Source organism: Streptomyces sp. NPDC039424 (assembly GCF_055639495.1).
The window spans coordinates 161,588-173,682 of record NZ_JBVKAI010000019.1; the positions used below are offsets into that span (position 1 = coordinate 161,588).

Annotated in this window: 13 protein-coding genes; 3 read left to right on the forward strand and 10 right to left on the reverse strand. The window is 70.0% G+C overall.

Annotated features, from left to right (window positions below; genetic code table 11):
- Positions 1–236: 236 nt before the first annotated feature.
- Positions 237–518: a glutaredoxin family protein gene (locus ACZ7L0_RS34870; protein WP_471246552.1), complete on the reverse strand. Its 282-nt coding sequence runs from the start codon at positions 516–518 to the stop codon at positions 237–239.
- A 94-nt stretch (positions 519–612) separates the two neighbouring features.
- Here ACZ7L0_RS34870 and ACZ7L0_RS34875 point away from each other — a divergent pair, with 94 nt between their 5' ends.
- From ACZ7L0_RS34875 to ACZ7L0_RS34885, 3 genes are all read left to right on the forward strand, one after another.
- Entirely contained in the window at positions 613–1,536 is a 924-nt protein-coding gene (locus tag ACZ7L0_RS34875) for an HAD family hydrolase (protein ID WP_471246553.1), read from the forward strand.
- A 250-nt stretch (positions 1,537–1,786) separates the two neighbouring features.
- Positions 1,787–2,620 carry an ECF subfamily RNA polymerase sigma factor, BldN family gene (locus ACZ7L0_RS34880; RefSeq protein WP_471246554.1) on the forward strand — a complete coding sequence of 278 codons (834 nt, stop codon included), beginning with the start codon at positions 1,787–1,789 and terminating at the stop codon, positions 2,618–2,620.
- Positions 2,621–2,850: 230 nt separating this feature from the next.
- Complete coding sequence (locus ACZ7L0_RS34885; RefSeq protein ID WP_471246555.1) at positions 2,851–4,077, forward strand: DUF5667 domain-containing protein; 1,227 nt, start codon at positions 2,851–2,853, stop codon at positions 4,075–4,077.
- Between the two features lie 250 nt (positions 4,078–4,327).
- Here ACZ7L0_RS34885 and ACZ7L0_RS34890 read toward each other — a convergent pair whose 3' ends face one another.
- The 9 genes from ACZ7L0_RS34890 to ACZ7L0_RS34930 form a co-directional block, all read right to left on the reverse strand.
- Positions 4,328–5,389 (reverse strand): lysophospholipid acyltransferase family protein, encoded by a 1,062-nt coding sequence (locus ACZ7L0_RS34890; protein WP_471246556.1) that lies wholly within the window; start codon positions 5,387–5,389, stop codon positions 4,328–4,330.
- Positions 5,390–5,403: 14 nt separating this feature from the next.
- Entirely contained in the window at positions 5,404–6,465 is a 1,062-nt protein-coding gene (locus tag ACZ7L0_RS34895; protein WP_471246557.1) for an NAD-dependent epimerase/dehydratase family protein, read from the reverse strand.
- Between the two features lie 183 nt (positions 6,466–6,648).
- Positions 6,649–6,747: a 30S ribosomal protein bS22 gene (locus ACZ7L0_RS34900; protein ID WP_003948845.1), complete on the reverse strand. Its 99-nt coding sequence runs from the start codon at positions 6,745–6,747 to the stop codon at positions 6,649–6,651.
- A 134-nt stretch (positions 6,748–6,881) separates the two neighbouring features.
- Positions 6,882–7,094: a helix-turn-helix domain-containing protein gene (locus tag ACZ7L0_RS34905; RefSeq protein WP_004984898.1), complete on the reverse strand. Its 213-nt coding sequence runs from the start codon at positions 7,092–7,094 to the stop codon at positions 6,882–6,884.
- 129 nt (positions 7,095–7,223) lie between these two features.
- On the reverse strand, positions 7,224–8,039 hold the full coding sequence (locus ACZ7L0_RS34910) for a phosphatase (RefSeq protein WP_471246558.1): 816 nt from the start codon (positions 8,037–8,039) through the stop codon (positions 7,224–7,226).
- A gap of 99 nt (positions 8,040–8,138) precedes the next feature.
- Positions 8,139–9,314 carry an acetoin utilization protein AcuC gene (locus ACZ7L0_RS34915; protein WP_471246559.1) on the reverse strand — a complete coding sequence of 392 codons (1,176 nt, stop codon included), beginning with the start codon at positions 9,312–9,314 and terminating at the stop codon, positions 8,139–8,141.
- Positions 9,265–10,497 (reverse strand): MFS transporter, encoded by a 1,233-nt coding sequence (locus ACZ7L0_RS34920; protein WP_471246560.1) that lies wholly within the window; start codon positions 10,495–10,497, stop codon positions 9,265–9,267. The genes ACZ7L0_RS34915 and ACZ7L0_RS34920 overlap by 50 nt, the downstream gene beginning before the upstream one ends.
- A gap of 85 nt (positions 10,498–10,582) precedes the next feature.
- Positions 10,583–11,275, reverse strand: coding sequence for a VC0807 family protein (locus ACZ7L0_RS34925; protein WP_471246561.1), 693 nt, complete (start codon positions 11,273–11,275; stop codon positions 10,583–10,585).
- A 69-nt stretch (positions 11,276–11,344) separates the two neighbouring features.
- Positions 11,345–11,989 carry an HAD family hydrolase gene (locus ACZ7L0_RS34930; protein ID WP_471246562.1) on the reverse strand — a complete coding sequence of 215 codons (645 nt, stop codon included), beginning with the start codon at positions 11,987–11,989 and terminating at the stop codon, positions 11,345–11,347.
- Positions 11,990–12,095 lie beyond the last annotated feature (106 nt).

Below are 12,095 nucleotides of genomic sequence, written 5' to 3' on the forward strand. Positions count from 1 at the left end.
GGTGCTCCTGCGGGTAGCGCGGGGCTGCAGGCGGTCATACGTCCCCAGACCGCCCCGTCGAATGCAGGCTATGTCTTTGTGAACGCGTGCACAAAGATGGTGTCCGATTTGCCCGGCCAACGTGACCGGGGTCACGCGCTTCTCTCCTGGGGGCAAAACCGCACACGCTCCTCGTGATTCCCGCCCCCGAGACCAAGACGCCGTCGATCCTAGGCGACTTTCCGCAGGCCGTTGTACTACTCGGTCAGTTCCTTGCGCAGACGGCCCTCGTCCACCCGCCAGAAGGTGTGCTGCCGGCCGTCGACGAGAACGACCGGAATCTGCTCCCAGTACTCGTCGTGCAGCGCCCGGTCCTGGGTGATGTCCTTCCGCTCCCAGGGCACGCCGAGATCGCCGCACACCTTCTCGACCACGGCCTGCGCGTCGTCGCACAGGTGGCAGCCGGGTTTGCGGATGAGCGTGACGAGCCGGTCACCGGGGGCGGCCTTACGCCGAAAGAGGGGACTCATGCCGACCATTGTCGCCCTTCTTTAACGGCTCGGTCGCGGAGAGTTCACAGCCTCCAAACCTCTCGACTCCGGAACCACCGAACAGACTGGCTATGCTCACGCCATGGCCGCTCTCGGATGGCTCACTCCCCGTAGGCGCTCCGCCACGGCGCGGAGCGTGTTGGCAGGCGAGGCCTCGGCGGAGGCTGCGCGCAAGTCCTCGCAGGACGCCCAGGACACCAAGGACGTCACCGAACCGGAGTTCCCGGTGCTCGGCGACGACCGGGCCGCCGCCTTCTTCGACCTGGACAACACCGTGATGCAGGGCGCCGCGCTGTTCCACTTCGGCCGGGGCCTGTACAAGCGGAAGTTCTTCGAGACCCGCGACCTGGCCAGGTTCGCCTGGCAGCAGGCCTGGTTCCGGCTGGCCGGGGTCGAGGACCCCGAGCACATGCAGGACGCGCGCGACTCCGCGCTGTCGATCGTCAAGGGCCACCGGGTGGCCGAGCTGGAGTCGATCGGCGAGGAGATCTACGACGAGTACATGGCCGAGCGCATCTGGCCCGGCACCCGGGCGCTGGCCCAGGCCCACCTGGACGCGGGCCAGAAGGTGTGGCTGGTGACGGCGGCCCCGGTGGAGATCGCGCAGGTCATCGCGCGCCGCCTGGGTCTGACGGGCGCGCTGGGCACGGTGGCGGAGTCGGTCGACGGCGTCTACACCGGCAAGCTGGTCGGCGAGCCGCTGCACGGGCCGGCCAAGGCGGAGGCGGTCCGCGCGCTGGCCGCGGCGGAGGGCCTGGACCTGACCCGCTGCGCCGCCTACAGCGATTCGCACAACGACATCCCGATGCTCTCCCTCGTCGGCCACCCCTACGCCATCAACCCCGACGCCAAGCTGCGCAAGCACGCCCGCGACAAGGACTGGCGGCTGCGGGACTACCGCACCGGCCGCAAGGCGGCGAAGGTCGGCATCCCGGCGGCGGCGGGCGTGGGCGCGGTGGCCGGTGGCACCGCGGCGGCCATCGCGCTGCACCGGCGCCGTCGGTGACCCGTCACTCGACACGTCCCGCACTTCGCCGGAACCCGCACTTTTTCGATCAGTAAGCGGTCACTCTGCGAAAGCTGAAGCGGCGTCAATCGGTTACGGAAGCGACGTAATCGACGATTTGAGCAACTGGGCGTAGCAGCGCCTGTACGAAGCGTTATTCTCCTGGGACGCAAACCGGTACCCCTCCGTCGCTACGACGGGTGAACGGTTCCGCACTGCACGTGATGGAAGCTCTGCCTCTGGGAGTCCCGTGTACCCACACGTCGGGGTTGACGCCTCGGGCCTGGCTGCGCTGCGCGCGACAGTCGCGTCGGTCAAAGCGACGTTGCGCGGCTGCGTCCCCACCGCGTACGCCGTCCCCGCCTTCGCCACCGCAGCGCCCGTAGGCCCGTGCTACGCACTCGCCGATGGCATGGAACAGGTGCCGGCGCGCAGCGCCGTCGTTGAGGGGCGGCGGTCGGGTGACGGGCGGGCGGTTGGCAGACGAGGGCGGCCGTCCGGCTCGGCGACCACGCGCCGGCCGGCCGCGGACAGCGACAGCGCCCGGATGATGGACCTCGTGGAGCGCGCCCAGGCCGGCGAGGCCGAGGCCTTCGGCCGGCTCTACGACCAGTACAGCGACACGGTGTACCGGTACATCTACTACCGGGTGGGCGGCCGGGCCACCGCCGAGGACCTCACCAGCGAGACCTTTCTGCGCGCCCTGCGCCGGATCGGCACCTTCACCTGGCAGGGCCGTGACTTCGGCGCGTGGCTGGTCACGATCGCCCGCAACCTCGTCGCCGACCACTTCAAGTCCAGCCGCTTCCGCCTCGAGGTGACCACCGGCGAGATGCTCGACGCCAACGAGGTCGAGCGCTCCCCGGAGGACTCCGTCCTGGAGTCCCTCTCCAACGCCGCCCTCCTGGACGCCGTACGACGGCTCAATCCCCAGCAGCAGGAGTGTGTGACCCTCCGCTTCCTGCAGGGCCTCTCCGTCGCCGAGACCGCGCGCGTGATGGGCAAGAACGAGGGCGCCATCAAGACCCTCCAGTACCGGGCCGTCCGCACGCTCGCCCGGCTCCTTCCGGACGACGCGCGCTGACGACGCTGGGCGACCCTCAACTCACGTTCCGTGAACGTCCGTTGCCTTTCCGATCCGGCCGTCCGTCGTCCGTAACCCAAGTGCCGCGCCAGTCGTTGTGCGGGATACAGGCTCCCTGTGGTCACGTCCTGGCCAACCCTGGTCACTCGATCGTGTGGAAGTGGTCGAGGACGTGCAACCCTCAGGACCCCCTGGGGAGTCGACCGTCATGACGAGAGGAGGTGCCGCCAGTGATCGCGAACGTATCGGCGCACCGGCGGGCGAACGCCTTCGCCCAGGACCTGGAGGAGCAGTCCGACCGGGACCCGGCGGCCGAGCAGACCGAAGGACCGGCGCGGCCGGCCCCGGCCGCCGCGGAACAGACCCAGCGGGGCGAGCTGTTGGCCCTCGTGGCGAATCTCGGCGCACTGCCCAGGCCGCAGCTCGACCCCGACGTCAAGGTCGTCCAGCGGGCTCAGCTGGTGGCCGCGATGGAGGCCATGCTGCGGGAGGGCACCGCGGGCGATGCGGCAGATCCTTCGGTGCCCGGACAGCGGACCGGAGGGCGTGGGGCCCATCGGGCGAGCCCGCTGGGGCGGCTGCGACCGCGCTCCCGGCTGGCCAAGGGGCTCGCCGCCGGCGGGCTCGGCGTGGGCGTGGCAGCGGGGGCGTTCGGCGGAGTCGCCGCCGCGAGTTCCGACGCCCTGCCGGGCGACTCGCTGTACGGCCTCAAGCGCGGCATCGAGAACTTCGAGCTCAACTACCTGGCCGACGGGGACAACGAACGCGGCGAGACCTATCTCGACCAGGCCTCCACCCGGCTCAACGAGGCCCGGCGGCTGCTGGAGCGCGGGCGCGGCGGCGACCTCGACCACGAGTCCATCGTCGAGATCCGCCGCACCCTGTCCGGCATGCGGCACGACGTCTCCGAAGGCCACCGGCTGCTGCACGCGGCGTATCAGCGCGACCCCGACTCGCTGGGCCCCATCCAGGCCCTCTCCGCCTTCTCACGGTCCCACCGCGAGGCCTGGGGCACGCTCCGCGACAAGCTGCCCGTCCAGCTCGGGGACGTCAGTGAGCAGGTCTCGTCGGTGTTCGACGCCATAGACGAAGAGGTCGCCCCGCTGCAGTCCCTGCTCCCGCAGCAGCCCACCGCACCCACCGACGGCAAGCACCAGAGCACCGGCAGCGCGCCCACGGGTTCCTCCGGCACCCAGCGATCGACCACACCCAGCCCCGGCGACGGCTCCGCCTCCGGCCACCAGTCCAGCAGCAGCCCCAGCGGCTCCGCCTCCGGCACCGCCAACGACGGCCTCCTCGGCGGCAGCACAGGCGGCCTCCTCGACCCACCGAAGACCAGCGGCAGCGCCTCCCCGTCCACCGGCAAAGCCCTCCCCACCCAGCCGGACGTCACCGTTCCCCCACTCCTGCCGGGCCTACTGCCCGGCCTGAACATCAACGGCCAGGACACGGACTAGACACACCGGCAGCAGTACGTGGATGGGGGCGCCCTCTCAGAAGGGGGGCGCCCCCATCGCCGTACCAGAACTACTGAAAGTCAGCCCCTAGAAGAACACCGACCGCCGCTGCACCAGCAGCTTGGCCCCTCTCGTCTGCTGCCCTCGCACTGCTCCGCAGGCCGCGGACAGCTGCGCCGGACTCCGCCCGTCGACTCAGGGCACCGGAATCCCGCGCCCCGCGGCGCCCCCACCTCGAGGGCCGCGCCCCCTAGAAGAACACCGACCGCCGCTGCACCAGCAGCTTGTACAGCGTGTGCTGGATCTGTTCGCGGACCTGGTCGGTCAGGTTGAACATCAGCATGGGGTCCTCGGCGGCCTCCGGGGGGTAGCCGTCCGTGGGGATGGGCTCGCCGAACTGGATGGTCCACTTCGTCGGGAGGGGGATCGCGCCGAGCGGGCCCAGCCACGGGAAGGTGGGCGTGAGCGGGAAGTACGGGAAGCCGAGGAGGCGGGCGAGGGTCTTGGCGTTGCCGAGCATCGGGTAGATCTCCTCGGCCCCGACGATCGAGCAGGGGATGATCGGAGCGCCCTTGCGCAGGGCCGTGGAGACGAAACCGCCCCGGCCGAACCGCTGGAGCTTGTAGCGCTCGCTGAAGGGCTTGCCGATGCCCTTGAAGCCCTCCGGCATGACCCCGACCAGCTCGCCCTGCGCCAGCAGCGCCTCCGCGTCCTCCGCGCACGCGAGGGTGTGGCCCAGCTTGCGGGCGAGCTCGTTGACCACCGGCAGCACGAAGACCAGGTCGGCGGCGAGCAGCCGCAGGTGCCGGCCCGCCGGATGGTGGTCGTGCACGGCGACCTGCATCATCAGGCCGTCCATCGGCAGCGTCCCGGAGTGGTTGGCGACGATCAGCGCGCCGCCCTCGGCCGGGATGTTCTCGACGCCCTTCACCTCGACCCGGAAGTACTTCTCGTACACCGGCCGCAGCAGGGACATCAGGACCTGGTCGGTGAGCTCCTCGTCGTAGCCGAAGTCATCGACCTCGTAGTCCCCGGTGAGGCGGCGGCGCAGGAAGGCGAGACCGCCCGCGACGCGCCGTTCCAGGCCGTCGGGGCCGCCCTCGTCCTTGGGCTGCTCGAGCGGCTTCTCCTCACCGGTCACGGGAACATCATCCTGCGCGGGTGCCCGGTTCGGCAGGGGCTGGACCTCGCGGACCACGCCGCCCTCGCCGTTCTTGAGCCGGCTCCCCGCGCTCCGGCGCCGCGACGGCCGCTGTACGGCGCCTCCGCGGGACCGGTCGTCGTCGAACGGAATGACCTTGGCGTCCGCCATCGTTGATGCGCTCCTCAGTTGGCGCTCTGCGTCGGGAGGTGGCCGGTGCCCCTCAGGGACAGCACGGCGATCCGGTCGACGGCCCCCGCGAGGGCCTCCGGCGGCAGCAGCCCGGGGCCGTGGCTGCGGGCGAAGTCCGCGAACGTCTCCGCGGTCGTGTACTTCGGCTGGAATCCGAGCGTCTCGCGCATCTGGTCCGTGGCCACCACCCGTCCGTGGGTGAGCAACCGGATCTGCTCGGGCGAGAAGTCCGTCATACCCAGCGTACGCACCAAAGACCCGGCCCAGGTGACCGCGGGCAGCAGCAGCGGCACCGTGGGGCGGCCCAGCCTCCTGGAGCACTGCGAGAGCAGCAGGACGCCGTCGCCGGCGATGTTGAAGGTGCCGCTGTTGAGCGTGCCCCGGCGCGGCTCGTGCGAGGCGATCCTGAGGACCTCGATCACATCGTCCTCGTGCACGAACTGCAGCCGGGGGTCGTAGCCGAACACGGTCGGCAGCACGGGCAGCGCGAAGTACGAGGCGAGGGGCGTGTCCGCGGTCGGCCCCAGGATGTTGGCGAACCTGAGCACGCAGACGGCCACGTCCGGCCGCCGCCGCGCGAAGCCCCGTACGTACCCCTCGACCTCGACCGCGTCCTTGGCGAAGCCGCCGCTGGGCAGGGACTTGGGCGGCGTGGTCTCGGTGAACACCGCCGGGTCGCGGGGCGCGGACCCGTACACGTTGGTGCTGGACTTCACCACCAGCCGTTTCACGTTCGGGGACTTCTGGCAGGCACCGAGCAGCTGCATGGTGCCGATGACGTTGGTCTCCTTGACCGTGGTCCGGCTGCCGCTGCCCAGCGCGGTGCCGGTCACGTCCATGTGGACGACCGTGTCGGCGCCGGTCTCGGCGAGCACGCGCGCGATGGTGGGGTGCCGGATGTCGGCCTGGATGAAGTCGGCTCCGCCCAGGTGGTGCTCGGGCTGCACCGCGTCCACGGCGACGACCCGGTCCACTTCCGGATCGCGCTGGATACGTCGTACGAAACGGCCCCCCAGCTGACGGGCCACTCCGGTCACGAGCACGACCTGTCCCAAGATCAGCGCCTTCCTTCCAGACCTCGCACCAGCCGCGTTCCCCGTCTGCGGCCAACTTAGCGGGTCGATGTTGCACTGTGATGACCGCCCGACGCGCGAGGTGACGGAAATTCCCCCGTCGGAATATGACTGTGGCCCCCCACCCGTCGGGTGGGGGGCCACGAGACACGCTCTCGGCGTCGCTTACTTCTTGTTGCGACGCTGAACGCGCGTGCGCTTGAGCAGCTTGCGGTGCTTCTTCTTGGCCATCCGCTTGCGCCGCTTCTTGATAACAGAGCCCACGACTACCCTCGCTCACTTCTCATCACTCGGTGCTGGGCGCCATGGGCCCATACGACCTACGAGGGGCTAGCCTACCCCGCACGAGCGTCGAGCTTGTAATCGAGGAGACCGGAGGGACGCTCCGGCGGAAGCCGTCAGGCGGTTTCCACCCCCACATAACTCTCGCGGAGGTACTCGTGTACCGCTTGCTCGGGGACGCGGAAGGACCGCCCCACCCGGATAGCGGGCAGATGACCGCTGTGCACCAGCCGGTACACGGTCATCTTCGACACTCGCATCACCGAGGCGACTTCCGCCACGGTAAGGAACTGAACCTCGTTCAGAGGCCTCTCGCCAGCTGCAGCCATGACACACCTGAACCTTCCGCACTCGACGGCCACCGGCTTCCCCTTCCGGTGACTCTTCGTCGTTGCGTGCTCACTCCCCAATGTAGGGGCCTGTGATGCGAGTGGGGAAGAGGTGCACCCATCGGCGGCCTACTGTGACAGACACGCTCGATTGAGTACGTAGCGGGTAAGCGGACGGTAGTAAGGGGACCGCACGGCGTCATCAAGTGGAACGGCGACCGACACCGACCCCTCGGCCTCCCCCACGAACAGCGCCGGATCGTCCGTGTCGCCCAGCCCGATGGCCTCAAAACCCAGCTGACCTGCTCCGCAGACCCAGCCGTGGTCCCCGATCACCAGCTCCGGAAGCCGCCCGCCGGCCTCGGCCGCCGCCGCCAGCGCGGTCCGAACCGGGAGCGGGGAGTGCGTGTGCGCGCCGGGCTCACCACCGGGGCGTGCGGCCGCCGGGTCTCGTACCAGCGCGACGCCTCGTACGTAATCAAGGTTGTACGTACGTAGGCCGAACCGGGTCGTTATGTCGACACAGCGACCCTGCGCCGGTGTGAGGACCTCACATCCCGCCGTCGACAGGGCGTCCGCCAGAGCGGCGTAGAAACCGAGCAGCCGATGGGGGTGCCCGGTGCCCAGCAGCACCGGCGCCCCACGTCTGGCGACCGCGGCCACCCGCTCCGCGAAGGCGTCCAGCGCGGCCAGCGTCCGCTCCGGGTCGATCACATCATGCCCTGAAGTGTGCGCCGGATCGGCCGAAACCCCACACTTGTCCGCCATCAACGCGATCAGATCCCGTTCTCCCCAAGACCACTCGGGATCGATGCCGATCAGCACCCGGGGGTCACGAGCGGCGAAGAGCCGATACGTGCGCAGACTCACCTCCCTCGACGTCGCCACGACCCCGGCAAGCCGGGCAGCCAGCAGATGCGCGCGCAGTGCTCCCGTGCTCAACACGGGAGCGATGGTGACGGACGGGAGGTACGGGGGTGCCGGAAACGGGGGAAGACCGCACGGTCGGCGTAACGGTTCCCTCCGGGGCGAGGCCGTTCGGGCCTACGCCAGCAGCCCGCGCAGCGGGAACACCGCCCGCCGCGTGGCCAGTACGGCCTGATCCAGGCGGTCCGCCGGGTCGTAACCCTCGTCCCACGAGGCCCACGCCACGGGCCACCGCCCGTCGGTCATCCGCGCCGGCGCCAACTGCCGCGTACGGGCGAAGACTTCCTGCCGCCACCCATCGGGGATCACCGCCTCGGGCGCGATCTCCCGCCCCGCCGCGACACCCACCAGATGCGTCCACGACCGCGGCACCACCTCGACCACCGCGTAGCCGCCCCCACCGAGCGCGACCCACTTCCCCCCGGCGTACTCGTGCGCCAGCTCATGACACGCCACCTGCACGGCCCGCTGCGCGTCCAGCGACACCGCGAGATGGGCCAGCGGATCCTCGAAGTGCGTGTCCGCCCCGTGCTGCGTCACCAGCACCTGGGGCCGGAAGTCGGCGAGCAGCTCCGGCACCACCGCGTGAAACGCCCGCAGCCACCCCGCGTCCCCGGTACCGGCGGGCAGGGCGACATTCACGGCCGACCCCTCCGCCGCCCCCTCCGCGCCGGTCTCCTCCGGCCATCCGGTCTGCGGGAACAAGGTACGGGGATGCTCGTGCAGCGAGATCGTCAGCACCCGCGGATCGTTCCAGAACGCCGCCTGCACACCGTCCCCGTGATGCACGTCGACGTCGATGTACGCGACCCGCTCCGCGCCCAGCTCCAGCAACCGCGCGATCGCGAGCGCCGCGTCGTTGTAGATGCAGAACCCCGACGCGCCCCCGGGCATCGCGTGGTGCAGCCCGCCCGAGAAGTTCACCGCGTGCGCCGCGTCCCCGCGCCACACGGCCTCCGCCGCTCCCACGGACTGCCCGGCGATGAGCGCGGACACCTCGTGCATCCCGGCGAAGGCGGGGTCGTCCATCGTGCCGAGCCCGTACGACCCGTCCGCCGACCTCGGATCCGCCGACGCGGCCCGCACCGCGGCGATGTAGTCCTCCCGGTGGACCAGCCGCAGCGTCGACTCACCGGCGGGTTTCGCCGCGACGACCTCCACCTCCCGGTCGAGCCCGAAGGCACCCACCAGTCGCCGGGTCAGCTCCAGCCGGACCGGATCCATCGGATGGTCCGGGCCGAAGTCATAGCCCGTTACTGCCTCGTCCCACATCAGCTGTGCGCGGCCGCTCATGCTCGCCACCGTATCGGTCCGGTTGAGCCTCGAACGACCTGGCATACACCAACGTCACCAGCACCAACACCATCGGTACGAGCATGGCCCCGCGGTAGCTCCAGGCGTCCCCCAGCGCCCCCACCAAGGGCGAACCGACCAGGAAGCCGACGTAGTTGAAGATGTTCAGCCGGGCGATCGCCGCGTCCGACGCCCCCGGGCCGTGATTTTCAAAAGCGTGACGCCCCGCCGCCGCGAAGGTCTGCGGCACCAACACGCACAGACCCAGCCCCAGCAGAGTGAACCCGAGCATCCCGACCCACGCCCCCGGCGCCACGGCCACCACCGCGAACCCGAGCGCCGCCACCAGCGCCCCCAGCCGCACGACCACCGCGGCCCCGAGCCGCCGTACCCCGAAGTCCCCGATGGTCCGGCCCAGCAGCGTGGTCACCATGTACACGTTGTACGGAACGGTCGCCAGCTGCTCCGAGCTCCCCAGCGTGTCCTGCAAGTACTTCGCGCTCCAGTTGGAGACGGTCGAGTCCCCGATGTACGCGAAGGTCATCACCAGGCAGAGCGGCAGCAGCAGCTTGAAGACGACACCCCCGCCGTCCTTCTGCCCGTCCCGGCCGTCCACGGGCGCCGCGTCGCCGTCGACGTACCACCGGCTGCCCACCAGGACCGCCGGCAGCAGCACCGCCACCACCGGCAGGTACGACACCCACAGCGCCAGGTGCCAGTGCGCCCCCGCCCAGGCCAGCGAGGCCCCGACGATCCCGCCCAGGCTGTACGCCGCGTGGAAGCTGAGCATGATGCTGCGCCCGTAGGTCCGCTGCAGGCTCACCCCGAGCATGTTCATCGAGGCGTCCAGCGCCCCCACCGCCAGCCCGAACGCGGCGAGCACGAGACCCAGCTCGGCCATCCGGCCGCCCGCCCCGACGCCCAGCAGGGCCAGCAGCACCAGGGGCTGGGACCAGCGCAGCAGCCGGCTGGGCCGGATCCGTTTCACCAGTTGCTCGGTCGTCACGCTGCCGACCCCGGCGAGGATCGGCACGGCGGCCAGGAAGACGGGCAGCAGGCCGTCGGAGACGCCGTACCGGTCCTGGATGGCCGGAATACGCGTCACCAGCAGCGCGAAGGTGGCGCCCTGCGCGAAGAAGCTGAACGCCAGCGAGGCCCTACCGCGCCGCAGCACATCTGTCATGGCGGCGAGCGTAGGGCCCCGGGCTACCTGTGGGTAGATCCAGCCAAAGATGAATTTTCCTCAACTTCACCTGGCCTCCCACCGCTTACGCGGCGACGGCGACCTCCGGCCGCACGGCCTCGGCGGCCTTCACCTCGTCGGCGAGCAGGTGCTCCATCGGACCGGCGGCGAAGGCACCGCTGAGGACGAAGGCGACCAGCAGGACGCCGGCCATGATGACCCCACCGAGCCAGACCATGGTGTCGACGGGGATCGTGTAGGCGCCCACGACCCGCGCGGCGCACTCACCGAACAGCGCCACACCCCAGATCAGGGAGAAGAGCCGCTCCTTGCGCCGGAAGACGGCGGAGTGGACCGCGGCGCCCGACGTCAGCCGCTGCCAGGCGGCTTCCTTGGCGGCGTCCCCCTTCACCAGGAAGGGCTTCATACCGGCGGTCATCATCGGGCGGCCCAGCGCCACGGAGACCAGGATCCCGATCGCGACCGTGCTGCTGACCGCGCTGTCCTTGGCGAGCATCAGCCGCGGGTCACCGGAGACGAAGCTGAGCAGCAGCCCGACGACGTTCACGACGAGGATGAGCAGGGCCAGCCCGTTGGTCGTCCGCTCCTTGACCGCGCTCCACACGGTCCGCACGGCCGGCCCCACACTGCTCCAGGCGAGCGCCGCGAAGGTGCTCATCCCGAAGGCCTCCTTGAACAGGTAGTACGAACCGAGAGGCACCGCCACGTCCACGATCAGCGGGGCGAAGGGGTTCTTCTTGCTCGTCTTCGTCGTCATGCCCTCAGCTTCGCGGAGGGGGCCGGTGCCGCGGTAGAAACGATCGTCCGGAGCTCCGCATGACAAATGTCAGCCCAGCAGGCCGGCCAACTGTCCCATGTCGGAGAAGAGTTGGGTCGCGCCCATCAGCTTGGCGGCCGGCGTCATCGCGGTGAACCCGTACACGTCCATCCCGGCCGCCACGGCCGCCTGGACGCCCAGCGGGCTGTCCTCGACAACCGCACACCGCTCCGGCGCGACCCCCATCCGCTCGGCCGCGTACAGGAACAGGTCCGGAGCCGGCTTGCCCTTCCCCACATCCTGCGAACTGAAGATCCGCGACTCCTCGAACCACCGGTCGAGACCGGTCGTCCGGTGCCCCACCCGGATCCGCTCATGGCTCCCGGACGATGCCACGCAGTACGGCACCCCGTCAGCGGCCAGCTTCTCCAGTACTTCACCCGCGCCCGCCACCGGCTTCAACTCCCGCTCGAACGCGGCGAACACCCGACCGTGGAAGACGTCGTCGAACTCGTCCGGCAGCCGCTGCCCCGTGCGCTCCAGGACCAGCTCGTGGATGCGGTGCATCGCGGAGCCCATGTAGTCACGGATCGAGTCCTCGTACGAGGTCGGGTGCCCGAGTTCGGTCAGATAGGCGGCGAGCAACCGGTTGGAAATCGGCTCACTGTCGACGAGGACACCGTCGTTGTCAAAGATGATCAGGTCATAGCGCATAGCTAGACCCTAAACGCAGAAAACCCCCGTATCTTTCGATACGGGGGTTCTCTCAAAAATTGTTCGGCGGCGTCCTACTCTCCCACAGGGTCCCCCCTGCAGTACC

Bases quoted from the DNA above. Each gene is read 5' to 3' on its own strand.
- ACZ7L0_RS34870 (WP_471246552.1), bottom strand. From the start codon at position 518: ATGGTCGGCATGAGTCCCCTCTTTCGGCGTAAGGCCGCCCCCGGTGAC.
- ACZ7L0_RS34875 (WP_471246553.1), top strand. From the start codon at position 613: ATGGCCGCTCTCGGATGGCTCACTCCCCGTAGGCGCTCCGCCACGGCG.
- ACZ7L0_RS34890 (WP_471246556.1), bottom strand. From the start codon at position 5,389: ATGGCGGACGCCAAGGTCATTCCGTTCGACGACGACCGGTCCCGCGGA.
- ACZ7L0_RS34905 (WP_004984898.1), bottom strand. From the start codon at position 7,094: ATGGCTGCAGCTGGCGAGAGGCCTCTGAACGAGGTTCAGTTCCTTACC.
- ACZ7L0_RS34915 (WP_471246559.1), bottom strand. From the start codon at position 9,314: ATGAGCGGCCGCGCACAGCTGATGTGGGACGAGGCAGTAACGGGCTAT.
- ACZ7L0_RS34920 (WP_471246560.1), bottom strand. From the start codon at position 10,497: ATGACAGATGTGCTGCGGCGCGGTAGGGCCTCGCTGGCGTTCAGCTTC.
- ACZ7L0_RS34925 (WP_471246561.1), bottom strand. From the start codon at position 11,275: ATGACGACGAAGACGAGCAAGAAGAACCCCTTCGCCCCGCTGATCGTG.
- ACZ7L0_RS34930 (WP_471246562.1), bottom strand. From the start codon at position 11,989: ATGCGCTATGACCTGATCATCTTTGACAACGACGGTGTCCTCGTCGAC.